The 25562-nt window shown below is 32.9% G+C and carries 15 protein-coding genes, 1 tRNA gene and 1 pseudogene; 14 read left to right on the top strand and 3 right to left on the bottom strand.

Features of this window, described 5'->3' with window-relative positions; all coding sequences use genetic code 11:
* Window positions 1-5: 5 nt before the first annotated feature.
* Window positions 6-3371: a glycosyltransferase family 117 protein gene (locus ACH5TW_RS08380; RefSeq protein WP_439336053.1), complete on the bottom strand. Its 3366-nt coding sequence runs from the start codon at window positions 3369-3371 to the stop codon at window positions 6-8.
* Window positions 3372-3608: 237 nt separating this feature from the next.
* On the opposite strand from ACH5TW_RS08380, the gene ACH5TW_RS08375 reads away from it, so the two are divergent.
* Window positions 3609-3681, top strand: a tRNA-Gln gene (locus ACH5TW_RS08375).
* A gap of 25 nt (window positions 3682-3706) precedes the next feature.
* Here the strand turns inward: ACH5TW_RS08375 and ACH5TW_RS08370 are convergent.
* Window positions 3707-3901 (bottom strand): annotated as a pseudogene (locus ACH5TW_RS08370) (universal stress protein); the annotation flags it as partial.
* Window positions 3902-4327: 426 nt separating this feature from the next.
* Between ACH5TW_RS08370 and rimP the strand changes: the two are divergent.
* The 4 genes from rimP (at window position 4328) to ACH5TW_RS08350 (ending at window position 9468) form a co-directional block, all read left to right on the top strand.
* The gene (rimP, locus tag ACH5TW_RS08365) at window positions 4328-4789 is read left to right on the top strand and encodes a ribosome assembly cofactor RimP (protein WP_439336052.1); all 462 of its coding nucleotides are present in this window, start codon (window positions 4328-4330) and stop codon (window positions 4787-4789) included.
* A gap of 13 nt (window positions 4790-4802) precedes the next feature.
* Complete coding sequence (nusA, locus tag ACH5TW_RS08360; RefSeq protein WP_439336051.1) at window positions 4803-6035, top strand: transcription termination factor NusA; 1233 nt, start codon at window positions 4803-4805, stop codon at window positions 6033-6035.
* A 29-nt stretch (window positions 6036-6064) separates the two neighbouring features.
* Entirely contained in the window at window positions 6065-8881 is a 2817-nt protein-coding gene (gene infB, locus ACH5TW_RS08355) for a translation initiation factor IF-2 (protein ID WP_439336050.1), read from the top strand.
* A gap of 203 nt (window positions 8882-9084) precedes the next feature.
* Window positions 9085-9468 (top strand): phage tail protein, encoded by a 384-nt coding sequence (locus tag ACH5TW_RS08350; RefSeq protein WP_439337501.1) that lies wholly within the window; start codon window positions 9085-9087, stop codon window positions 9466-9468.
* On the opposite strand, the gene ACH5TW_RS08345 is transcribed toward ACH5TW_RS08350, so the two are convergent.
* Window positions 9465-9863 (bottom strand): SPOR domain-containing protein, encoded by a 399-nt coding sequence (locus ACH5TW_RS08345; RefSeq protein WP_439336049.1) that lies wholly within the window; start codon window positions 9861-9863, stop codon window positions 9465-9467. The genes ACH5TW_RS08350 and ACH5TW_RS08345 overlap by 4 nt on opposite strands.
* A gap of 213 nt (window positions 9864-10076) precedes the next feature.
* On the opposite strand from ACH5TW_RS08345, the gene ACH5TW_RS08340 reads away from it, so the two are divergent.
* The 9 genes from ACH5TW_RS08340 to ACH5TW_RS08300 all read left to right on the top strand — a co-directional run bounded on the left by ACH5TW_RS08340 (window position 10077) and on the right by ACH5TW_RS08300 (window position 25546).
* On the top strand, window positions 10077-11372 hold the full coding sequence (locus ACH5TW_RS08340) for a cytochrome c3 family protein (RefSeq protein WP_439336048.1): 1296 nt from the start codon (window positions 10077-10079) through the stop codon (window positions 11370-11372).
* Window positions 11373-11406: 34 nt separating this feature from the next.
* Window positions 11407-14508 carry a TAT-variant-translocated molybdopterin oxidoreductase gene (locus ACH5TW_RS08335; protein WP_439336047.1) on the top strand — a complete coding sequence of 1034 codons (3102 nt, stop codon included), beginning with the start codon at window positions 11407-11409 and terminating at the stop codon, window positions 14506-14508.
* A gap of 28 nt (window positions 14509-14536) precedes the next feature.
* Complete coding sequence (locus ACH5TW_RS08330; RefSeq protein WP_439336046.1) at window positions 14537-16261, top strand: helix-hairpin-helix domain-containing protein; 1725 nt, start codon at window positions 14537-14539, stop codon at window positions 16259-16261.
* A 9-nt stretch (window positions 16262-16270) separates the two neighbouring features.
* Window positions 16271-16801 carry a DUF3341 domain-containing protein gene (locus tag ACH5TW_RS08325; RefSeq protein ID WP_439336045.1) on the top strand — a complete coding sequence of 177 codons (531 nt, stop codon included), beginning with the start codon at window positions 16271-16273 and terminating at the stop codon, window positions 16799-16801.
* Between the two features lie 7 nt (window positions 16802-16808).
* Window positions 16809-17354 carry a c-type cytochrome gene (locus ACH5TW_RS08320; RefSeq protein WP_439336044.1) on the top strand — a complete coding sequence of 182 codons (546 nt, stop codon included), beginning with the start codon at window positions 16809-16811 and terminating at the stop codon, window positions 17352-17354.
* A gap of 20 nt (window positions 17355-17374) precedes the next feature.
* Window positions 17375-18757, top strand: coding sequence for a quinol:cytochrome C oxidoreductase (locus ACH5TW_RS08315; RefSeq protein ID WP_439336043.1), 1383 nt, complete (start codon window positions 17375-17377; stop codon window positions 18755-18757).
* Window positions 18758-18788: 31 nt separating this feature from the next.
* Window positions 18789-19856 (top strand): cytochrome c oxidase subunit II, encoded by a 1068-nt coding sequence (locus tag ACH5TW_RS08310; RefSeq protein ID WP_439336042.1) that lies wholly within the window; start codon window positions 18789-18791, stop codon window positions 19854-19856.
* A gap of 28 nt (window positions 19857-19884) precedes the next feature.
* A complete protein-coding gene (locus ACH5TW_RS08305) occupies window positions 19885-21678 on the top strand; it encodes a cytochrome c oxidase subunit I (protein WP_439336041.1) in 1794 nt (597 codons plus the stop codon).
* Window positions 21679-21904: 226 nt separating this feature from the next.
* The gene (locus ACH5TW_RS08300) at window positions 21905-25546 is read left to right on the top strand and encodes an Ig-like domain-containing protein (RefSeq protein ID WP_439336040.1); all 3642 of its coding nucleotides are present in this window, start codon (window positions 21905-21907) and stop codon (window positions 25544-25546) included.
* Window positions 25547-25562 lie beyond the last annotated feature (16 nt).

Raw genomic sequence — 25562 nt, 5'->3', positions numbered from 1 at the left:
TAAAACTATTCAATTTCTACGCTACTATCAGTAGGAATATCGATGTCTTGTCGTTGTTCACTTGAAGTTTCACCTTCACCGTATAATGATTTTAATAATATTAGATAATTATTAAATGTTTCACCTTCGGTTTTAGCAAACTCAGTGTCGTATTCAACTAAAACATCAACTAATCCTTTGTAGCGTTGAATATCTGTATAGATATCTTCAAACAAACGCTCTTGTTTATCAACTTTTAAACTACTATAATACGTTAGGTTTTCTTGATATTTATTAGCAACTTCTTTAAATAATTGTTGTGCTTTCTCTTTGTTTCCAACTTCGTAATATGCGCCAATATAAGGTTCTAAAAGGGTGTAATACCCAAAATATTCAACGGGCATATTTGTCATGGCTATATCTGCAATTTCTTCAGCCTTGTCTAGTTTCTTTTCATTAATTAATTTTTCAATTAATCGGGCTAAATTACTTCTATAAGTTATTGAGTTTTTACGAGTTTCAGGATCATGGTAAATATTAGAGCTGCCACTATTGCCCCAATCCCATGTTTTAACCTTTTCATACATTAAATCGGCATCAACCCGTCCCATTTCAAACGGGTTACTTCTGTCAAGCTCGCTTTTAATAGGTACTAATTTGTAGCACATACCGTCTAACTGTAGGTAGTCTTTCATCCAAAGGTAATCATCGTCACCAAAACTTCCTCCTGTAAAATATATAGGACGTTTCCACTCATTATTGGCTACAATATCTAGCATCAACAATCTGTTCTTGTATAGTGCTCCGCCTGTGACATGAATATCAATATAAGGCACAATTTTATCAGTATCTTTTTCTCTTACAATCCCTGATTTTAAAGCATTTTCTTTATTTACCGGAATTCTTAAGTTTGGTGTTGGCATATAACTTGCCTTTAAATCTTGCGATCTTACTTTTGATAAATCATAACCATTATGTTGTAAAACATATTTATATTTTGTTTTAGGATTGTCACTATCAATAAAATTTAAAAACTGTTTAATTTCTAAAGTATCTGGAATGACTTCCTCGATAACTATATAATCATTTGTACCATATTTATATAAATCGTGCGTTAATTGAGATGGAACCGGTTCGCTTTCATAAGCTTTACGCTTCATTTGGTCTATATACCAATCGGTTTGAAATAAACTGGTATTAACAACGCGTACATCAGTTCTGTAACCTTCAATTTCTTGAGCATACCAAAGCGCAAAAGTATCGTTATCGCCAATGGTAAATAAAATACCATTTTTTTCACAGGAATCTAAATATTTTTTTGCCATTGACCTAGCGGTATATTTATCAGATCTATCATGGTCGTCCCAATTGTTAGCAGCCATGATGCAAGGCACTAAAATTAAGCAGGCAATTGATATTATTGGTGCTGCCAATTTTTTTGGTAAATATTTTTTAAGCGTATCATAAACGGCATAAACACCAAAACCTATCCAAAGAGCAAATACGTAAAAAGATCCTACAACCGAGTAATCACGTTCTCTTGGTTCAAAAGGGCGTACGTTGGTGTAAACTTGAATAGCGATTCCTGTAAAAAGGAAAAATATAAGCATCACCCAAAACAGTTTTTTGTCTTTGTTAAATAAAAAGAAGAACCCTAATATACCTAATATAAGTGGAAGCAAGTAATAGGTGTTTCTTGCTTTGTTGTTTTTAACGTCGCTAGGTAAATTATCTTGGGAGTAGCCTAAATGCCATTCGTCAACTAGCTTTATTCCAGACATCCAATTTCCATGGTTGTCGTAACGTCCTTGAATATCATCTTGTCTTCCAGAGAAATTCCACATAAAATAGCGCCAGTACATATAGCCTAATTGGTATTCTAACATGTAGGCTATATTACTGCCTAAAGAAGGCTTTTCTATTTCAATAAAATTCTTTTCTTTTGATAAAAACTTGTCGTAATCTTCGTAGTCTACAAGACCTTGTGCTACTTGGTTTTTAAATTCGATTATTTTTGTTTTATATTGAGTTACTCGATTTAAAGCATAGGTATTCGCTTGTTCTTCCGATGCTCCTAAATTCATAGCTTCGTTGTAAAACGTGTTTTGTAAACTGGTTTTTACCTTAAAATCTAAAAAACCTGAAAACATCATATAATTTTCAGCATGTTCTCCACTCCACATACGAGGAAGAATAGAAGCTTGTTTTTTGTTGTAGTTTTGTTTTGCTTTTTTATAATCGTTTACAATAACATATTCTCCTTTTTCTAAATCTTTTTCATATTTAGGTTTGTCGTCTACATAAGGCTCTTTTTCATCTAAATACGCATATTTATCAGTAAATTGTGGCCCGTAAAACAAGTGTGTTTCAGGATATTGTTCTAAATTATAGTATGCCAATAATTCTCTAGCACTAGAAGGGTTGTTTTCGTTAATAACCACATTAGCATTAGCACGAATAGGCAGCATTAACCAAGTAGAAAACCCAATTATAACAAACGTTAAACAAAGAATAGCGGTATTTAGATGCGTGTATTGTTTTTTTCTAGTGTATTTTAAACCGTAGTAAATAATAGCAATTAATAATATACCTGCAATAATAGATCCTGAATTAAAAGGAAGTCCAATAGTGTTAACAAAAAAGATTTCTAAAGCACTAAATATTTTTAGAATGTTAGGAGCTAATAATTTAAAAACAAACAATAAAACACCAACTGAAACCACATTAGCAATTATGAAGTTTTTAAGAGTAATATCTTTATAGTTTTTAAAATAGTATATAAGTCCGATAGCAGGAATGGTTAATAATCCCATAAAGTGAACTCCAAAAGAAAGTCCAATAACAAAAGCAATTAAAATAAGCCAACGGTTACCGCGAGGCTTATCCATGTCTTGTTCCCAACGTAATCCTAACCAAAATAAAATAGCCATGATTAAGGTTGCCATAGCATAAACTTCGGTTTCAACAGCATTAAACCAAAAAGAATCTGTAAAACAAAAAGCTAAACTACCAACTAAACCACTTCCTAAAATAGCAATAGCTTGATTTTTATTGAAAGCATCATTACCTATAATTAATTTTTTAAGTAATAACGTAATAGTCCAAAACATAAACAGAATAGTAAAAGCACTAGAAACAGCACTCATCATATTCATCATCCAACCAATTTGTGAAGGCTCAAAAGCAAATATGGAGAAAAAAGCTCCCATCATTTGAAACAAAGGAGCTCCAGGTGGGTGTCCTACTTGTAGTTTTGATGATGTTAAAATGTACTCTCCAGCGTCCCAAAAACTAACGGTAGGCTCTACTGTTAAACTGTATGTAATAAGTGCTATTAAAAAAGAGAACCATCCTGTAATGGTATTCCATTTTTTAAAATTAAAATCTATCATAAAAGTTTTTGTTTATTTGCTTTGGCGAATTTAATAATAAATATGAAATGAGGCATAACTATTTAGTTTGTCTTAACATACCTAGAATTAATTTATATGAATTTCTTAAAAAAGTAATAACAATTAATATAGAGAATACAGGGTGTTTTAAATAAACAGTATTTATTTATTATAATTTTTTAAAAAATGCTTGCGCAAAGAAAAATTTCTTCTAAATTTGCACCCTCAATTGCACATTGGCCCATGGTGTAACTGGCAACACGTTGGTTTTTGGTACCAAAGAGTCTAGGTTCGAGCCCTAGTGGGCCAACAGATAATCCTAATTTCGAAAGAAGTTAGGATTTTTCTTTTTGATTAAATGTTATTACAGGTCGTTTAGCATGATTAACTAAATTTTCACTAATGCTACCATTAAAAAAATGAGAAATACCCTGCCTACCATTGGTGCTCATGCCAATTAAGTCTGCTTTTATAGATTTAGAGAAATTCATAATACCTTTTTCTATACTCAAATCATTATAAATATTTATTGTGTATTTAGAAAAGTTGAAATTCAATGTGAATATTTTCGTTCTATTTTAGCTTTTATAGTAGTAATAAACTCAGATTCCTGAAGGAATAACAAAATCTTTAATTTATTAAAACACATAACACCTCACAAATTGTTCTAAGAAGTATAAATGCATGCTTTTTGATGCTAAATTTCGAGTGTGTAAAGTAAGTGTATTTAATAATCCTGTTTTTTATCTAGTTGATTAGCTACTTTTAAGGTGTTTTATGCTTGTTTAGAAAAGCCGGTAGGAACAAGTTTTTATGTATAATTTAGTTTATTGGAGAGGCATATAAATTTATAAATAATTACTTTATAAATCAATTAAAATATCATATATTTGCACCGTTGAAAGGCGAATTAAGAGAATGAGGGGACGTAAAGTCCCCTCTTTTTATACTAAAGAATGTTTAAAAACACCGTTAAAGAATTACTTGAAACTGCTCTAGAAGAGCGTCAAGATTTATTTCTAATAGAATTTTCTATTCAGGGAGATAACCAAATAAAAGTGATTATTGATGGTGATAATGGCGTTTTGGTTGAAGATTGTATGTTTATTAGTAGAGCTATAGAACATAATTTAGATAGAGAAGAACAAGATTTTTCTTTAGAAGTTATGTCGGCAGGTGCAACGGCTCCATTAGTAAATACAAGACAGTACAAAAAACATTTAAAGAGAGTGCTTGGAGTAAAAACAACTTCAGAGGAATTTGAAGGAACTCTTACAGAAGCAACCGACGATAATATTATTTTAGAATGGAAAGTTAGAGAGCCTAAGCCTATTGGTAAGGGTAAAGTAACTATAAGAAAAGAAGCGAATATCGCTTATAAAGATATTGTAGAAGCAAAAGTTATGATTAAATTTTAATTCAATAAGAGTTATGGAGAATATCGCGTTAATTGAATCTTTTTCAGAATTCAAAGACGATAAGCTAATTGACAGAGTAACGTTAATGGCAATTTTAGAAGATGTGTTTAGAAGTGCCTTAAAAAAGAAATTTGGCGATGATGATAATTTCGATATTATTGTAAACCCTGATAAAGGCGATTTAGAAATATGGAGAAATAGAGTTGTTGTAGCTGATGGAGAGGTTGAAGAACCAAACCAAGAAATTACTTTAACCGAAGCTCGTAAAATTGAGCCAGATTTTGAGGTTGGTGAAGATGTATCTGAAGAAGTTAAGCTTATAGATTTAGGAAGACGTGCTATTTTAGCATTACGTCAAAACCTAATTTCTAAGATTCATGAACACGATAATACTATTATCTATAAGCAATTTAAAGATTTAATAGGAGAAATATATACAGCAGAAGTTCATCATATTCGTCACAGGGCAGTTATTCTGTTGGATGATGAAGGAAATGAAATTGTGCTACCAAAAGACAGACAAATTCCATCTGACTTCTTTAGAAAAGGAGATAATGTAAGAGGTGTTATAGATAGTGTAGAGCTTAAAGGAGCAAAACCTACGATTATGATGTCTAGAAGTTCTCCTGCGTTCTTAGAGAAATTATTTGAACAAGAAATACCTGAAGTTTTTGATGGTTTAATAACCATAAAAAATGTGGTTAGAATTCCAGGAGAGAAAGCAAAAGTAGCGGTAGATTCTTATGATGATAGAATAGATCCTGTTGGAGCTTGTGTAGGAATGAAAGGATCTAGAATTCATGGAATTGTTCGTGAACTAGGTAATGAAAATATTGATGTAATTAATTATACTAATAATTTACAATTATATATTACACGTGCTTTAAGTCCTGCAAGAGTAACTTCAATTAAAATTAATGAAGAAACAAAACGTGCCGAGGTTATTTTAAAACCTGAAGAGGTAAGTAAAGCAATTGGTAGAGGTGGTCATAACATACGTTTGGCTGGACAACTTACTGGCTATGAAATAGATGTATTTAGAGAGGGAGCCGAAGAAGATGTAGAATTAAGAGAGTTCTCTGATGAAATTGAAGGATGGATTATAGACGAATTTAGTAAAGCTGGATTAGATACTGCGAAAAGTATTTTAGAGCAAGAAGTCAATGATTTAGTAAAAAGAACTGATTTAGAAGAAGAAACAATTAAAGATGTTATAAGAATTCTTAAGGAAGAATTTGAAGAATAACATATATTTGAGTATTTTAAAGGCGATTTATGGCTGAAACAATTAGATTAAATAAAGTATTACGTGAGCTTAATATCTCTCTTGATCGAGCAGTTGAATTTTTAGATTCTAAAGGTATCGATATTGAGAAGCGACCTACTACGAAAATTTCTGAAGAAACATATGCAATTCTTTCAGGTGAATTTCAAACAGATGCAAATAAAAAAGTAGCTTCTAAAGAAGTTGGTGTTGCTAAGTTAAAAGAGAAAGAAGTATTGCGTGAACAACGTGAACGTGAACTTGAAGAAAAACAAAAAGCATCAGCTAGAAGAGAAGACGTTGTAAAAGCCTCTAAAGTACTTTCTGGACCTAAGCAAGTTGGAAAAATTGATTTGAATCCTAAATCTAAAAATGCTGAAGTTAAAACAGCTGATCTCAAGGAGGAAGTTAAAAAAGAAGACGTTGTTGAAAAAGAGGTTGTTAAGGAAGAAGTTGTCAAGGAAGAAGTTGTCAAGGAAGAAGTTAAAAAACCTACTAAGTCGGAAGTTTCTAAACCAGCTATAGAAGAAAAACCTAAATCTGAGAAAAAAGCATCTTCAAAAGAAGCTCCAATTATTGTTGATGATGAGGTAGTTATACCAGATGAAAAGGTAGAAACACAGTATAAAAAACTGACTGGTCCAAAAATTGCTGGCGATAAAATTGATTTATCTCAATTTAATAAACCAAAGAAAAAACCAGTCGATAAAAAACCTGAAGCTAAAGCAGGTGATACTGCTAATAAGAAAAAACGTCGTCGTATAAGTAAAGTTGGTGGGAATCAACCAGGGAATTCTAATGGTCCAAACAGATCAGGAGGCCCTAATAGATCTGGAGCTGGTGGTCCAAACAGATCAGGAGCTAACGATCGTTTTAAAGGGAAGCCAGGACAAGGAAGACGTAATGTAGTTAAAGAAGAGCCTTCTGAAGAAGATGTAAAGAAACAAGTTAGAGAAACACTTGAAAAACTTCAAGGAAAATCTAACAAAGGTAGAGGAGCAAAAAACAGAAGAGATAAAAGAGATAAGCATAGAGAGCAGACTGAAATCGATCAACAAATCGAAGCAGCAGAAAGTAAAATCATTAAAGTAACAGAGTTTGTTACCGCAAGTGAAATGGCTACTATGATGGATGTTGGGGTGACTCAAATTATTTCTGCATGTATGTCTCTTGGTATGATGGTAACTATGAATCAGCGTTTAGATGCTGAAACATTATCTATTGTAGCCGACGAATTTGGCTACCAAGTTGAATTTGTAACTGCAGACATTGAAGAATCTATAGAAGAAGTTGAAGATAAACCAGAAGATTTAAAATCACGTGCGCCAATTGTAACTGTAATGGGACACGTAGATCATGGTAAAACATCACTCCTAGATTATATTCGTCAAGAAAATGTAATTGCAGGTGAGTCTGGAGGTATTACGCAGCATATTGGTGCTTACGGAGTAGAGTTAGAAAACGGTCAAAAAATAGCCTTTTTAGATACGCCAGGTCACGAGGCCTTTACAGCCATGCGTGCTCGTGGTGCTCAAGTTACAGATATTGCTATTATTGTAGCTGCTGCCGATGATGATATTATGCCACAAACTAAAGAAGCTATTTCGCATGCACAAGCTGCGGGAGTTCCTATTGTTTTTGCAATAAATAAAATTGATAAACCAGATGCTAATCCTGATAGAATTAAAGAGGGCTTAGCGCAAATGAACCTATTAGTTGAAGATTGGGGTGGAAAAATCCAATCTCATGATATTTCAGCAAAAATGGGAACTGGTGTTAAAGAATTACTAGAAAAAGTATTGCTTGAAGCAGAATTATTAGAGCTAAAAGCAAATCCAAAGAAAGCGGCTGTTGGTACTGTAGTTGAAGCCTTTTTAGATAAAGGTAGAGGTTATGTATCTACCATATTAGTACAAGCAGGAACTTTAAAAGTTGGTGATTATGTTCTAGCAGGAAAAAATAGTGGTAAAGTAAAAGCGATGCATGACGAACGTGGTAATGATGTTGCTGAAGCAGGACCTTCAACACCAGTATCTATTCTTGGTTTAGATGGTGCACCACAAGCTGGAGATAAATTCAATGTATTTGAAGATGAACGTGAAGCGAAGCAAATTGCTTCAAAACGTGCACAGTTACAGCGCGAACAATCAGTTAGAACACAACGTCATATTACACTTGATGAAATTGGACGTCGTATCGCGCTTGGGGACTTCCAAGAGTTAAATATCATCCTTAAAGGTGATGTAGATGGTTCGGTTGAAGCCTTAACAGATTCATTCCAAAAATTATCTACAGAAGAGATTCAAGTTAATATTCTTCATAAAGGTGTTGGTGCCATTACAGAAAGTGATGTATTATTAGCATCTGCATCTGATGCTATTATCGTAGGATTTAATGTGCGTCCGGTTGGAAATGCAAGAATGATTGCCGATAAAGAAGAAATTGATATTAGAACATACTCAATTATCTATGATGCTATAAATGATCTTAAAGATGCTATGGAAGGTATGTTATCTCCAGAGCTTAAAGAAGAGATTTTAGGTACTGCCGAAATTAGAGAAATATTTAAAGTAACTAAAATAGGTAGTATTGCAGGTTGTATGGTTACTAATGGTAAAATACTTAGAAGTTCTGGTATTAGATTAATTAGAGATGGTGTTGTTGTATATACAGGAGAATTAGCTTCTTTAAAACGATTTAAAGACGATGCTAAAGAAGTAACAAAAGGTTACGATTGTGGTATGCAAATTAAAAACTACAACGACATTAAGGAAGGCGATATTATTGAAGCTTTCCATGAAGTTGAAGTTAAGAAGAAACTTAAATAATATATCATTTAGATATATCATGAAGTATAAAAGTAAAAGCGACCAATTTGGTCGCTTTTTTTATGATTTTAATTTATTTTTTATCTTGTAGTTCTAATTCTAACAGAATATATATGAAAACTAAATTTTTAATCTTAGTAACTTTTTTAAGTTTATCTACCACGTTTTCTAATGCTCAAGAAGCATTTATAGGAGAAATTAGAATGTTTTCTGGTAATTTTGCTCCAAGAGGTTGGGCATTTTGTGATGGGCAGTTATTGTCTATTAGTCAAAATTCAGCTTTGTTTTCTTTATTAGGAACTACTTATGGAGGCGATGGTAGAACAACTTTTGCTTTACCTGATCTTAGAGGAAGAACTCCAATTCATCAAGGGCAAGGGAAAAATTTAAGTGAAATAGATTTAGGACAAAAAGGGGGAGTCGAATCAAAAGAATTAAGGAAAATAAGTGTCTCTGAAAAACTTTCAGGTAAAACATATGAAACCTATAGTGTTAGAAGTGGTGATTCTGATTTTTATATAAGAAATCCCTATTTAGGAATTAGCTATATTATTGCATTACAAGGTATATACCCCTCTAGAAACTAATCTTTTTTCTTTAGTGGCTTAAAAATAAATGCACTGGGAAATTTAGTTTTTATACGTTTTAATGCTCTATCAGCTTCCAATCGTGTTCTAAAGTTTCCAACCCAAACTTTAAAGTTGGGCTCTTCATATTTATCAGTCGATGACCAGTCTTTAAAAGATTCTTTAAACTCTTTTTGGGCTGTTTGAGCACCTAGTCTATTTCCATTATAAATTTGAATTTTATAGCGGTCGGAATCATTTTCATTTTTATTTATTTCTTTTTTAAGATCAAGTAACGTTTCAATTTTTTTATCTTGATTTAAACTTAAAGTACCTTCTTGTGAAAAAATAGAAGTTGTAGGTATAATACAACATAAAAATGCTAAAGCACTAATTTTCAAACTTAATATTTTCATATTCTTAATATATTTGTACAAATGTATACGTTATAATTTAATTTGTGGTTGTTTTTATTATTTAGAATCTCTCTAAATTATCAATTAACAGTTCTGTAACATTTTGCAAATCGACTTTAAATATTACTTTTGCCTGAGATTTTTATAAGTTTTTTTTTGTCTATTAAATGACAAAAGTCATACCAAAGTTTAGAAGTTAATTTAACCAACAATATGAAACAGGTGATTCACCGTAAATTAAGTAAAAGCATTTTTCATGTCGGCTTAATTTTTTTATTAGCGTTTACTACCTCTCTTTCTGCTCAAGATGGAGATTCAGCAAAAGGAAAATCATTATTTAATGCCAACTGTGCTGCTTGTCATAAATTAGATAAGAAAATGACAGGGCCTGCATTACGAAATGTAGAAGCTCGTTTGTCTGATGAACAAGGTTTAGATAGAGAATGGATTTATGCTTGGATAAAAAATAGTTCAGGTGTTATTAAATCTGGAGATGCTTACGCAAACAAAATTTATAACGAGTATGGCGGCGCAGCAATGACTGCATTTCCGCAATTATCAAATGAAGATATTGATAATATTTTAGCTTATACTGCTGAAGAAAAGAAAGCAGCTCCTACTCCTACTGTTGGACCTGGCGGAGATGTTCAAGTAGCTAAATCTTCAAATGGTATTTCTAATGAAATAATTTTAGGAGCATTAGCTATCTTATTTATATTATTAGCTGCCGGGTTATTTTTAGTAAATAAAACGCTTCGTCGTTTTGCTGCTGCTCAAAATATCGAGTTGCCAGAAGCTTCAAAAAGAACACCGCTTTGGAAAGCTTTTGTGCAAAATCAATTTTTAATGATTGTTGTTGCTATATTCTTTTTGCTTTCTAGTGCATATTTTGTGTATGGGTATTTGTCTCAAATTGGAGTAGATCAAGGTTATCAGCCAGTACAACCAATTCATTTTTCTCATAAAATACATGCTGGCGATAATGGTATAGATTGTAAATACTGTCATTCTTCTGCTAGAGTTAGTAAAACATCTGGTATTCCATCTTTAAATGTATGTATGAACTGTCATAAATCAATTTATGAATATAATGGAGAAACAACTCCAGAGTATTCAAAAGAATTTTATGATGGTGAAATTAAAAAATTATACACTGCAGTAGGGTGGAATGATGCCGATCAAAAATATACAGGAGATTCTCAGCCAGTTAAATGGGTTAGAATTCATAACTTACCAGACTTTGTTTATTTTAACCACTCACAACATGTTACTGTTGCAGGTGTAGAGTGTCAAACATGTCATGGGCCAATTGAAACAATGGAAATTGCAGAGCAATTTGCACCTTTAACAATGGGTTGGTGTATTGAATGTCATAGAACAACCAATGTGAATATTAAAGATAATGATTATTACAAAAAAATACATGAAGAACTAACTAAAAAGTATGGCGTAAAAGAATTTACGGAAGCTGAAATGGGTGGTTTAGAATGTGGTAAATGTCACTATTAATAAATTTTAATAAGAAGTAATTCAATTATATAATATGTCATCAAACAAGAAATACTGGAAAAGTGTTGAAGAGCTAAACGAGAATAGCTCTATTGTTGAGACGCTAAAGCAAAACGAGTTTGTAGCAGAAATACCTACTGATGAATTTTTAGGAGATAAAGATACATTAGAAGCTTCGTCTACAACGCGACGCGATTTCTTAAAATACGTAGGGTTTACTACAGCTGCTGCATCTTTAGCTGCTTGTGAGGGTCCTGTAAAAAAATCTATTCCTTATATAGTACAACCAACGGAAATTATTCCAGGTGTTGCTAACTATTATGCAACAACAATTGCTGATGGATTTGATTTTGCTAGTGTTTTAGTTAAAACGCGTGAAGGTCGTCCAATTAAAATTGAAAATAATGCTTTAGCTACTACCAATGGTAGTGCAAATGCTAGAGTAAATGCTTCTGTTTTAGGTTTGTATGATAGCTTAAGAGTTCAAGGTCCTAAAAGAAAAGATGGAAATGCTATTTCTTGGAGTGATTTTGATGCTGAAACAAGTAAGAAATTAACAGATATTGCAGCGGCTAATAAGGAGATTGTTTTATTAACACAAACTTTTGCAAGTCCGTCTACAAGTAAATTAATATCGGAGTTTAGCGAAAAGTACGGTAATGTTCGTCATGTAGTTTATGATGCTGTTTCCGAATCTGCTGCATTAGATGCATACCAAGCTAAATATGGTGAACGCGCATTAGCTAATTATGATTTTGAAAAAGCGATGACTATTGTATCTGTCGGAGCAGATTTCTTATCAGATTGGCAAGGTGGTGGTTTTGATTCTGGGTATTCTAAAAACAGAATTCCAGATCATGGTAAAATGTCTCGTCATATTCAGTTTGAATCTAATATGTCTTTAACTGGTGCCAATGCAGATAAGCGTGTGCCTTTAAAACCGAGTGAACAAAAATTAGCTTTAGCTAAATTATATAGTTATGTTGTTGGTGGTTCTGTTTCAGGGAGTTTACCAAAACATATTGAAGATGCTGTTAAAAGTGCAGCAACTCAATTAAAGAAAGCAGGAAGTAAAGGTGTAGTAGTTACAGGTATTCAAGATGTAAATGCTCAAACAGTTGCTTTAGATATTAATGAAGCTTTAAGTAGTAAAGCTTTTGATAAATCAGCTCCAATAAAAACAAGACAAGGTAATGATAAAGCAGTTGCCTCTTTAGTAGCCGATATGAAGGATGGTAAAGTTGCTGCTATTATTATGAGTGGTGTAAATCCATTATATACCTTATCAAATGCGTCAGACTTTGCTGAAGGGTTGAAGAAAACAGAATTATCTGTTGCGTTTTCAATGAAAGTAGATGAAACGTCTTCAGAAACTAATTATATAGCTGCAGCACCACATTATTTAGAATCATGGGGTGATGTTGAAATAAAGAAAGGACACTATGCTTTAACACAGCCAACTATTCGTCCTTTATTTGATACGAGACAATTTCAAGAGGCTTTATTAAAATGGACAGGAAACGATGTTTCTTATCATGATTATATTAAAGACGCTTGGGGAACTACTATTTTAGGAGGAAGTTCTTTCAATCAAGCATTACATGATGGTGTTTATGTTGGTGAAATTGCATCTCAAACAGAAGAAACAAGTTCAGAAGAAACAGAAACTCCTGCTGGAAATGCAGCAAATGCTTTAGCTGCTTCAGCTAAATCTAAAGGAGGTTTTGAATTAACATTATATACTAAAGTAGGTATGGGTGATGGTCAGCAAGCCAACAACCCATGGTTACAAGAGTTTCCAGATCCTCTTACAAGAACATCTTGGGATAATTACCTAACTATTTCTAAAGCTGATGCAGATGCGCTTGGTTTAGAAAATAATCATGTTGCTACGGGCGCCTTAAACGGAAGTTATGCTAATGTAACAGTTAATGGTACAACTATCACTGCACCAGTCATGATTCAACCAGGACAAGCAAAAGGTTCTGTTGGTTTAGCATTAGGTTATGGTAAAACAAAAGGTTTAAAAGAAGAAATGCAAACAGGTGTTAATGCTTACGCATTATACCAAGGTTTTAGCAAAGTACAAGACGTTACTATTGAAGCTGCAGCAGGCGAGCATGAATTTGCTTCTGTTCAGTTACAAAACACTTTAATGGGGCGTGGTGATATTATTAAAGAAACTACTTTAGAAATCTTTAATACATCTAGTAGAGATGTTTGGAATAAAGTTCCAACAGTTTCATTAAATCACGAAGAAACACCAGTTACTTCTCCTGAAGTTGATTTATGGGATGAATTTGATCGTTCAATAGGACATCATTTTAACTTATCAATCGATTTAAATGCTTGTACAGGATGTGGTGCTTGTGTTATAGCATGTCATGCTGAAAATAATGTACCAGTAGTAGGAAAAGAAGAAGTACGTCGTAGTCGTGATATGCACTGGTTACGTATTGATAGATATTATTCATCTGAAGAAACATTTGCTGAAGATGATACTAAGAAAGAAGAGTTTTCAGGATTATTTGGAGATAATGGTTCTTTAGGAGGTTTTGGTGAGTTAGAAAACCCAACAGAGAATCCTCAAGTAGCATTCCAACCAGTAATGTGTCAACATTGTAACCATGCACCTTGTGAAACAGTTTGTCCTGTGGCAGCAACATCACACGGTCGTCAAGGTCAAAACCATATGGCATATAACCGTTGTGTAGGTACTAGATATTGTGCAAATAACTGTCCTTATAAAGTACGTCGTTTTAACTGGTTCTTATATAATGGGAACGATGAGTTCGATTATCATATGAATGATGATTTAGGACGTATGGTTTTAAATCCAGATGTTGTAGTACGTTCTCGTGGTGTTATGGAAAAATGTTCTATGTGTATTCAAAAAACACAAAAAACAATTTTAGATGCAAAACGTGATGGACGAGAAATTAAAGATGGTGAATTCCAAACAGCATGTTCTGCAGCTTGTAGTAGTGGTGCAATGATATTTGGAGACATTAACGATAAGGAAAGTAAAGTTGCAAAACTTTTAGAAGATGACCGTATGTATCATTTATTAGAAAGTGTTGGTACAAAGCCTAATGTGCAGTACCATACTAAAGTGAGAAATACAACAGAAGCATAAATTTAATTAAAGAATCAATTATATAATTATGGCGTCTCATTACGAAGCACCTATTAGAAGACCCTTAGTTACTGGGGAAAAATCATACCACGATGTTACTGTGGATGTGGCTAAACCAGTAGAAGGAAAAGCAAATAAACAATGGTGGATAGTTTTTTCTATTGCACTTGTAGCTTTCCTGTGGGGTATTGGATGTATTTTATATACTATATCTACAGGTATTGGAACTTGGGGATTAAACAAGACCGTAGGTTGGGCTTGGGATATTACTAACTTTGTTTGGTGGGTAGGTATTGGTCACGCAGGAACTTTAATTTCTGCAGTACTTTTATTATTCCGTCAAAAATGGAGAATGGCAATTAACCGTTCTGCTGAAGCTATGACTATCTTCTCGGTAGTACAAGCAGGATTATTTCCAATTATTCACATGGGTCGTCCTTGGCTAGGTTACTGGGTATTACCAATTCCAAATCAATTTGGTTCATTATGGGTAAACTTTAATTCACCATTACTTTGGGATGTATTTGCAATTTCAACTTACTTATCGGTATCATTAGTATTCTGGTGGACAGGCTTACTTCCTGATTTTGCAATGCTAAGAGACAGAGCTGTTAAGCCTTTCCAAAAGAAAATTTATGCTTTATTAAGTTTTGGATGGTCTGGACGTGCTAAAGATTGGCAACGTTTTGAAGAAGTATCTTTAGTACTTGCTGGTTTAGCAACGCCTTTAGTTCTTTCTGTACACACTATTGTATCATTCGATTTCGCTACCTCGGTTATTCCTGGTTGGCATACAACAATATTCCCACCATACTTTGTTGCTGGTGCGGTATTCTCTGGATTTGCAATGGTAAATACGCTTCTTATTATTATGAGAAAAGTATGTAACCTAGAAGATTATATAACCGTACAACACATCGAATTAATGAACATAGTAATCATGATTACTGGTTCTATAGTAGGTGTGGCATATATTACTGAGTTGTTTATTGCATGGTATTCTGGTGTAGAATATGAGCAGTATGCTTTCTTAAACAGAGCAACAGGGCCTTATGCTTGGGCATATTGGATGATGATGTCTTGTAATGTATTCTCACCACAATTTATGTGGTTTAAAAAACTTAGAACAAGTATTATGTTCTCATTCTTTATATCAATTGTAGTAAACGTAGGAATGTGGTTTGAGCGTTTTGTAATTATTGTAACATCGTTACATAGAGATTACTTACCATCATCATGGACTATGTTCTCTCCAACATTTGTTGATATTGGAATTTTTATTGGTACTATAGGATTCTTCTTTGTGTTATTCTTATTATATTCTAGAACATTTCCGGTAATAGCGCAAGCTGAAGTTAAAACTATTTTAAAATCTTCAGGAGAAAGCTATAAGAAAATTAGAGAAGCTGGTAATAGTTTAGTAGGAACTGGTGCAGATGAAAGAACATCTGGAAAACAATTAGTAACTTCTATTTCTACATCTACTGAAGATAATTCATCTAAAGTAAATGATTTATTAAGTAGTATAGGTGCTTTTGATTCTAATACTCAAACAGCAGATGATTTAAAGAAAGTTAATGGTATTGGTCCTAAAATGGAAGAAATACTTAATAGTATAGGTATATACACTTTCTTGCAAGTTAGTAAAATGACAAAAAAGGAATATAATTTGTTAGATTCTATCACAGGTTCTTTCCCAGGAAGGGCAGAACGTGATGATTGGTCTGGACAAGCTAAAAAATTAATAAACTAAACATAGTCAATGGAAGCTTCAAAAGTTATTCACGCTATTTATACCGATGATGATATTTTAATGTCAGCTGTTAAAAAAGTTAAGGCAGAAAGATATCACATTGAAGAAATATACACACCATTTCCGGTTCACGGGCTAGACAAAGCTATGGGCTTAGCACCCACACGTATTGCAATAACAGCATTTATGTACGGGTTGGTTGGTTTAACAGTTGCAATTGTAATGATGAATTTTATTATGATCGAGGATTGGCCTCAAAATATTGGAGGTAAACCAAGTTTTAGCTATATAGAAAACATGCCAGCATTTGTGCCTATTATGTTTGAGCTAACTGTATTTTTTGCTGCGCATTTAATGGTAATTACTTTTTACTTACGTAGTAGAATGTGGCCATTTAAGAATGCTGAGAACCCTGATCCTAGAACAACTGATGATCATTTTTTAATGGAAATCGCTGTTAACGGTAATGAACATGAATTAGAAGGGTTGCTTAAGGAAACTGGAGCACTTGAGATTAATTTAATTGATAAAGCGCATTAAGAGAAAGATGAAGAGCTTAATTAAAATATTAGTATTAGCAGTTATTTTCGTAGCTGTATCTTGTAAAAAGGATACGGCACCAAACTACCAATTCATGCCAAATATGTATGAATCGGCAGGTTACGAAACTTATGGTGAAGCTGCATTTGAAAATGGAGTTGAAGCACAGATACCTGCTGAGGGTTCTATACCAAGAGGTTTCGTTCCTTTTGATATTGAAAATTCTACAGAAGGTTATGAATTAGCAAAGGCTACTTTAACAAGTCCATTAGATTCAACACAAGTAGATTTAGCAAAAGGAAAGCAGTTATATAATATATACTGCGGTATTTGCCATGGTAATAAAGGTAAAGGTCAGGGTAATTTAGTTAAAAGAGAAAAAATTCTTGGAATACCAAATTATGCAGATAGAGAAATTACTGAAGGAAGCACTTATCATACTATTTATTATGGTAAAAATGCCATGGGTAGTTATGCTAACCAATTGAACGAGGAAGAGCGTTGGCAAGTGGTTTCTTACGTATTGAACTTAAGAGCTGATTTAGTAAAGTAAGAAGATAAGATTATATAGATATGTACACATTTTCGAATAAATTAAAGACATTTTCTTTCATCTTAATGATATTAGGAGTCATAGGTGTTGGTTATAGTTTTTTGACATCTCATAAGTCTTTTGAAGAGGTTGAAACCTTACTTGCAGGAGAGCATCATGGTGCTGGTCATGCTGAAGAAGCTACACATGCATCTCCAAATCATGATACCCATACATCAAATGATGCTCATGGAGAAAAAGCTCATGCTGATACTGGTCATTCTGATGTTGATGAACACACAAAACATGTAGAACATGTTCAACACCAAATTGCAAATAGACCCTGGTCTGCTTTATATGTAGCAGCTTTTTTCTTTATGATGATTGCTTTAGGAGTTTTAGCATTTTATGCTATTCAAATTGCATCACAAGCTGGATGGTCTCCAGTTTTATTTAGAATCATGGAAGGTATTACAGCATACTTATTACCTGGAGCTTTAATTGTATTAGCTATTGCTGTTGGTTCTCATTATATTGGACATGATAATATCTTTATGTGGATGAACCCTGAAGTAACTAACCCTGATAGTGAACACTATGATAAATTAATTGATGGTAAATCAGGTTGGTTAAATGTTGGTTGGTTTGCTTTTAGAGGATTAATTTTTATTGCCGGTTGGAGTTTATATCGTCATTTTTCACGTAAATTTTCAATTGCACAAGATACAGCAGAAGATAAAAGCAATTTTAAAAAGTCATTCCGTATCTCAGCTGCATTTTTAGTGTTCTTTATTTATACAGAATCTATGATGTCTTGGGATTGGATAATGAGTGTAGACCCACACTGGTTCTCAACATTATTTGGATGGTATGTATTTGCAAGTATGTTTGTAAGTGGCATAACTGTAATTGCTTTAATTACTATATACTTAAAATCTAAAGGTGTTATAGAATTTGTAAATGAAAATCATTTACATGATGTTGCTAAATTTATGTTTGCTTTCAGTATTTTCTGGACATACTTATGGTTCTCCCAATTTATGTTAATCTGGTATTCAAATATTCCAGAAGAGGTAACTTATTTTGTAACACGTTTCCAAGACTATAAATTACCATTCTTAGGTATGGTAGTAATGAATTTTGTATTCCCAATATTAATGTTAATGAATGCAGATTACAAGCGTATTCCTTGGTTTGTAGTTATGGCAGGTTTAGTTATTTTATTTGGACACTATATAGATATTTTCAATATGATTATGCCATCAACTGTAGGAGATCAGTGGTATATAGGTATTCCTGAAATTAGTTCAGTATTATTATTTGCAGGATTATTCATATTTGTAGTATTTACTGCATTAACAAAAGCACCGCTACTTGTAAAAGGATATCCTTTTAGAAAAGAAAGTGAAGAATTTCATTATTAATCAAGATATTAAATAAAGACGAACGATACCAATGACTGCTTTATTAACAATTATAGTTTTAGTATTTATTTTAGTTGCCATTTGGCAAATGGTAAAGATTTTTGATTTAGCTCAAGCTAAAAACGAGAATTCTCAAGTTGCTAGTGACAAGGATAATACCATGAATGGGTATTTAATGATGGGCTTTTTAGCTTTCATTTATATCATTACCATTGTCTGTTTTGTTAAATGGGGTGATTTACCTCTTATGTCTAATTCTGCTTCAGAACATGGACCTACTATTGACAATTTAATGGTTATCTCTATGGTAATTATTTTTATTGTTCAGACAATTACACAATTTTTATTACATTATTTTGCTTTTAAATATAAAGGAGAAAAAGGTAAAAAAGCGTTATTCTTTGCAGATAATAATAAGCTAGAAGCTATTTGGACTATTATTCCTGTTATAGTTTTAGCAGGATTGATTATTTACGGGTTAAGTACTTGGATTAATATTATGGGTGTTGATGAAAGTGATGACCCATTAGTAGTAGAATTATATGCGCAACAATTTAACTGGAAAGCTAGATATGCTGGAGCAGATAATAGTTTAGGAAAAGCTAATGTTCGTTTAATTGATATAGATCGTGCTAATATTCTAGGTTTAGATGAATCAGACCCTAATGCTCAAGATGATATTATTACAACTGAGTTGCACTTACCAGTAGGAAAGCCAGTGTTGTTTAAAATGCGTTCTCAAGATGTATTGCATTCAGCTTATATGCCTCATTTTAGAGCGCAAATGAATTGTGTTCCTGGTATGATTACACAATTTGGTTTCACTCCAACAGTTACTACTGCAGATATGCGTGAAACACCGCAGATGCAAGAAAAGGTAAAAAGAATTAATAAAATTAGAGTTAAAAATAGCGAACCTTTAATAGCTAAGGGTGAAGAAGCTTTAGAACGTTATGAGTTTGATTATTTACTATTATGTAATAAGATTTGTGGAAAATCTCATTATAACATGCAAATGAAAATTGTAGTAGAAACTCAAGAAGAATATGATGCTTGGATTAAAGAGCAAAAACAATTCAAAAACTCTCTAATTAACTAATTTAAAAAAGATAAAACGATATAAGATTATGTCAGCACACGCAGATACTCACGCTCACGACGACGACCATGGACATCATCATAAAGAAACGTTTGTAACTAAATATATATTTAGTCAAGACCATAAAATGATTGCTAAGCAGTACCTGGTTACAGGTACTATAATGGGAGTTATAGGTGTTTTAATGTCTTTAATGTTTCGTATGCAAATTGCATGGCCAGAACAACCTAATGTGTTGTTTGAAGCATTATTAGGTAAATGGGCACCAGATGGTGTTATGGATGCCGATATTTATTTAGCATTAGTTACGATACATGGTACAATCATGGTATTCTTTGTATTAACTGCTGGATTAAGTGGAACATTTAGTAACTTATTAATTCCGTTACAAATTGGTGCACGTGATATGGCATCAGGATTCTTAAATATGGTTTCTTATTGGTTATTCTTTTTATCAAGTGTAATCATGGTAATTTCATTATTTGTTGAAGCTGGACCAGCTGCAGCTGGATGGACAATTTATCCACCTTTAAGTGCATTACCAATGGCACAAGGTGGTTCTGGTATGGGGATGACATTATGGTTAGTATCTATGGCTATATTTATTGCTTCTTCATTATTAGGGTCATTAAATTATATTGTTACTGTAATTAATTTACGAACTAAAGGAATGTCTATGACTAGACTACCATTAACTATATGGGCATTTTTTATTACTGCTGTAATTGGAGTAATATCTTTTCCTGTTTTATTATCCGCAGCATTGTTATTAATAATGGATAGAAGTTTTGGAACATCATTCTTCTTATCAGATATATTTATTCAAGGAGAAGTACTTCATTACCAAGGAGGTTCTCCAGTATTATTCGAACATTTATTTTGGTTCTTAGGCCATCCTGAGGTTTATATTGTAATACTACCTGCTATGGGATTAGTTTCTGAAATTATGGCATCTAACTCTCGTAAACCTATATTTGGTTATCGAGCAATGATTGCTTCAATTTTGGCTATTGCATTTTTATCAACTATTGTATGGGGACACCATATGTTTATTTCTGGTATGAATCCTTTCTTAGGTTCTGTATTTACATTTACTACATTATTAATTGCAATTCCATCTGCTGTAAAAGCATTTAACTGGATAACAACTTTATGGAAAGGTAATTTACAAATGAACCCAGCCATGTTATTCTCAATTGGTTTTGTATCAACATTTATTACAGGAGGTTTAACAGGTATTATTTTAGGTGATAGTGCATTAGATATTAACGTTCACGATACATATTTCGTTGTTGCTCACTTTCATTTAGTTATGGGTATATCTGCTTTGTATGGTATGTTTGCTGGAATTTATCATTGGTTTCCAAAAATGTTTGGAAAAATGTTGAATAAAAATTTAGGTTATATACACTTCTGGATAACTGCAGTTTGTGCTTATGGTGTGTTTTTTCCAATGCACTTCATAGGAATGGCTGGTTTACCTCGTCGTTATTATACAAATAGTAATTTTCCATTATTTGATGATCTTGCTAATGTTAATGTTATCATTACTATTTTCGCTTTAATTGGAGGTGTAGTACAACTAGTTTATTTATACAATTTCTTTAGTAGTATTTTCTTTGGTAAGAAAGCAACACAAAACCCTTGGAAATCTACAACTCTTGAATGGACAACTCCAGTTGAGCATATGCACGGTAACTGGCCTGGAGAAATTCCACATGTTCATCGTTGGGCTTACGATTATAGTAAACCAGGACATGATGTTGATTTTATTCCTCAAAATATTCCTTTAAAAGACGGAGAAGAAGAGCTTCAGCACTAGTAAGTTTTTTCTTTTATAAAATTTTAAACCCACCTAATTAGGTGGGTTTTTTGGGTTTCATAACTTTTTTATCGATGAAATGTAAAAAAAATAAAAAAAAGCCGACGAAATACAAAAAAATCAGTTAAATTGCGAGGGTAATTTATTTCAATGTTGGTTTTTATTAATTTTTAGAGATATTTTATAATAAAAAGTTATTTAATAGTAACCCTAATTTACCAAACCTATGAATACAAAACCCTTTTTTAGGTATGCATTAAAATATGCTGCTTTTTGTTTTGTCTTTTTTGGAACACTTTTAAATCTAAAAGCACAGTGTCCATCAGTAACAAATTCAAATCCAATAATTTTAGATGCCTCAGGATATACTTTCGCCGATTTAAGTGCGGATTTTGTTACTGAAGTTGGTACCAATGGAATCGTTTGGTATACAGATCTTAGTGGAGGAACTTTAATTAGTTCTACACAATTACTTTCACAAGGCACTTATTATGTTGATGATAGTTCTGGTTCTTGTGGTTCTAGAACACCCATTAATGTAACATTCCAAGTACCACCTAGTAATCAAAATTTAGATGGAATTTTTTGTAGTAATGACAATCCAGATTTACAAATGTATATCGATGAAGTACTACAATTCAATATACCATCTGGTGGTTCGGTAGAAATTTATAATGATTTTGCTTTAACAGATTTAGCAAATTCAATTGATTTGTTATCTGGATTTTATACTTATTATATTATTTTTATAGATGAATTTGGTAACAAAAGTCAAATAGTAGAGGGTGAAACTATTGTAGTTGAGTCTCCTTCTGATCCGACTCCTCCATTGACACAAGAGTTTTGTTCTGAAACAAGTCCAATAGTTGGGGATTTAATTACTGGTACTTCATCTTCAAATTTCAACTGGTATATAAGTCTCGATTTAAATGGGAATCCTAGTGGAACACCATTGTCTTCTTCAGATTCTTTATCAATTGGAACATATTATATTCAAGTTAACAACGGATGTAAGAGTAATACTATACCAGTTTCAGTTATTATAGATACTCCGCAAAATGCAGGAACTTCAGCAAGTTTAATATATTGTGAAAATAATATAGTAACTGCAGATTTTAATTTATTTGACGAGTTGACGGGAATTAAAGATACTAATGGAAGTTGGTCTGGATCTTTAACAACTTCAAATGGTTATTTAGGAACAGTTAATATTTCAACTCTAACTGTTGGTACATATATAATGACTTATACAGTACCAAGTACAGGTATTTGTCCTGATGCGACTTCTTCAGTTACTATAACTATCGAACCAGCGCCAGAATCAGGAACAGCCAATACGCCAGTAGAATTTTGTTTAGAAGCAATAACAACAGGAGAGACCTATAATTTATTTGATTTATTAACAGACGAAGATCAAACAGGAACATGGAGTGATGATGATTCATCAGGCGCTTTAAGTGGAAACACAGTTACTCTTGATGGACTTGTACCAGCAACATATAATTTCACTTATGATGTTACAGCTATAGGTAGTTGTGATGATGTAGATGTAACGGTTCAAATTATAATAAATCCACAACCAAATTCAGGAACACCATCACCAGCTATATTTTGTGAAAATGATTTAGCAGGAAACTCTCCATTAGATTTATTTGGTCAATTAGCAGGAAATGATCCAGCAGGAACATGGACTGATGATAGTGGAACAGGAGCATTAACATTAAGCGATTTAGACATCACAGGTTTAGCAGTTGGCTCATATAATTTCACATATAGTGTTACCAATGGATTTGGATGTACAAATAGTTCAACAGTAGTTGTCACTATAGATCCAGCGCCAGAATCAGGAACAGCCAATACGCCAGTAGAATTTTGTTTAGAAGCAATAACAACAGGAGAGACCTATAATTTATTTGATTTATTAACAGACGAAGATCAAACAGGAACATGGAGTGATGATGATTCATCAGGAGCTTTAAGTGGAATTACAGTTATGCTAGATGTTTTATTAGAAGGAACATATAACTTTACATATGATGTAACTGCAGTAGGTAGTTGTGATGATGTAGATGTAACAGTTCAAATTATAATAAATGATACACCAGCACCAACGGCAGATACACCACAAGAATTTTGTGATAGTGCTACAGTTGCAAATTTAGTTACAACTTTAGGAACAAGCATCCAATGGTATGATGCAGCAACTGGAGGAAATCTTTTAACAGATGCAACTGCACTAGTAGATGGTCAAATCTATTATGCAACACAAACAAATGCAACAACTGGCTGTGAATCTTCAGTTAGAACAGCAGTAACAGCTACTATATATCAATCGCCAAATGCAGGAGCACCAAATTCAACAGGTATTGTAGCATGTAATGATAGTACAATCGATTTGAATTCTGGTTTAGATGGTACTCAAGATTTAGGAGGAACTTGGTATGTAGGTTCAGACAATACAGGTACAGTTGTTACTAATCCAACAGCGTATGATGTATCAGGATTTGCAACTAATAATTATCAATTTACTTATTATGTAGTTGCATCTTCACCTTGTATAGATGATAGTACAACAATAACAGTAACTATTGAAGCTCCTTTAAATGCAGGAACAGACAATACTTTAGATGTTTGTAGTAATAACGGAACAATTGATTTGTTCTCACTAATAGGAAGTGCAGATACTGGAGGAAGTTGGTCGCCAGCCATGGCAAGTACAACAGGTGTTTTTGATCCATTAGTGGATGCACCAGGAACTTATATATATTCTTTAACAAATGCTTGTGGAACTTTTACAAGCCAAGTAGATGTAACAGTAACTCAAGCACCAAATGCAGGAAGTGATAATGCTATTACAATTTGTGTTATAGACGGTATAACAGATTTATTTCCTCTCTTAGGAACAGCTGCACAAAGTGGAGGTGTTTGGTCACCAGCTATGGATAGCACTACAGGAGAATTTGACCCTAGTGTTGATACTCCTGGAGTTTATACATATACTGTTGAAGCTACAGGAGCATGTTCTCCAGATTCAACAGCTCAAATAACAGTAAGCGTAAGTGATACTACTGCGCCAGTAGTTTTATCAGTAAGTCCAGAATTTTGTCAAGAAAACAATCCAATTGTTTCAGATTTAAATAGCGCTTTAACGTTAACAGGAACGGTAAATTGGTATGAAGATGCTGCTTTAACTATTGTAGCAAATCCAGTAGACAATTTAATTGACGGAGAAGATTATTATGCTACTCAAACTAATGGTAACGGTTGTGAATCTTCAACAAGTACTACACAAATTACTGTAATTATTAATGATATATCTACTCCAACATTAGCAAATGCTAATCAGGAGTATTGTATAAATGATACCCCTTCACCAACTATTAACGATCTTACTTTAAATATTACAGAGCAGGATACAAATAATGTAGTATGGTATGATGCAGAAATAGGTGGAAATATAATAAATGGTTCTACTGAACTTTCAAATTTAACATCTTATTATGCTGTTTTAGTTGATGCTACAACAGGATGTGAAAGTAGTGAAAGGTTAGAGGTAACTCCAGATATTACATCATGTGGAAAACTTGATTTACCAGATGGATTCTCACCAAATAATGATGGAGTAAATGATACATTCGATTATAATAACTTAGATATTTTATATCCAAACTTTGAAATTGAGATCTTCAATAGATATGGAAATGTTGTTTATAAAGGAAATGCTTCAACACCTCGTTTCAACGGAAAGTCTAATCAATCAAGATCGATTGGAAATGGAGACTTACCAGTAGGTGTTTATTTCTACATTTTCAAATTTAATGATGATATCAACAAGCCCGAACAAGGACGTTTATACTTAAGCAGATAATTTTTTAGATAACACA

Origin of the sequence: Thalassobellus sediminis, from assembly GCF_044386045.1 — a bacterium.
Taxonomy (GTDB): Bacteria; Bacteroidota; Bacteroidia; order Flavobacteriales; family Flavobacteriaceae; genus Thalassobellus; species Thalassobellus sediminis.
This window is presented reverse-complemented; position numbering and strand designations above follow the sequence as displayed.

What these genes read in the sequence shown, in the direction of transcription:
- ACH5TW_RS08380 (WP_439336053.1), bottom strand. Translation starts at nt 3,371, where the DNA reads ATGATAGATTTTAATTTTAAAAAATGGAATACCATTACAGGATGGTTC.
- rimP (WP_439336052.1), top strand. Translation starts at nt 4,328, where the DNA reads ATGTTTAAAAACACCGTTAAAGAATTACTTGAAACTGCTCTAGAAGAG.
- nusA (WP_439336051.1), top strand. Translation starts at nt 4,803, where the DNA reads ATGGAGAATATCGCGTTAATTGAATCTTTTTCAGAATTCAAAGACGAT.
- infB (WP_439336050.1), top strand. Translation starts at nt 6,065, where the DNA reads ATGGCTGAAACAATTAGATTAAATAAAGTATTACGTGAGCTTAATATC.
- ACH5TW_RS08350 (WP_439337501.1), top strand. Translation starts at nt 9,085, where the DNA reads ATGTTTTCTGGTAATTTTGCTCCAAGAGGTTGGGCATTTTGTGATGGG.
- ACH5TW_RS08345 (WP_439336049.1), bottom strand. Translation starts at nt 9,863, where the DNA reads ATGAAAATATTAAGTTTGAAAATTAGTGCTTTAGCATTTTTATGTTGT.
- ACH5TW_RS08340 (WP_439336048.1), top strand. Translation starts at nt 10,077, where the DNA reads ATGAAACAGGTGATTCACCGTAAATTAAGTAAAAGCATTTTTCATGTC.
- ACH5TW_RS08335 (WP_439336047.1), top strand. Translation starts at nt 11,407, where the DNA reads ATGTCATCAAACAAGAAATACTGGAAAAGTGTTGAAGAGCTAAACGAG.
- ACH5TW_RS08330 (WP_439336046.1), top strand. Translation starts at nt 14,537, where the DNA reads ATGGCGTCTCATTACGAAGCACCTATTAGAAGACCCTTAGTTACTGGG.
- ACH5TW_RS08325 (WP_439336045.1), top strand. Translation starts at nt 16,271, where the DNA reads ATGGAAGCTTCAAAAGTTATTCACGCTATTTATACCGATGATGATATT.
- ACH5TW_RS08320 (WP_439336044.1), top strand. Translation starts at nt 16,809, where the DNA reads ATGAAGAGCTTAATTAAAATATTAGTATTAGCAGTTATTTTCGTAGCT.
- ACH5TW_RS08315 (WP_439336043.1), top strand. Translation starts at nt 17,375, where the DNA reads ATGTACACATTTTCGAATAAATTAAAGACATTTTCTTTCATCTTAATG.
- ACH5TW_RS08310 (WP_439336042.1), top strand. Translation starts at nt 18,789, where the DNA reads ATGACTGCTTTATTAACAATTATAGTTTTAGTATTTATTTTAGTTGCC.
- ACH5TW_RS08305 (WP_439336041.1), top strand. Translation starts at nt 19,885, where the DNA reads ATGTCAGCACACGCAGATACTCACGCTCACGACGACGACCATGGACAT.
- ACH5TW_RS08300 (WP_439336040.1), top strand. Translation starts at nt 21,905, where the DNA reads ATGAATACAAAACCCTTTTTTAGGTATGCATTAAAATATGCTGCTTTT.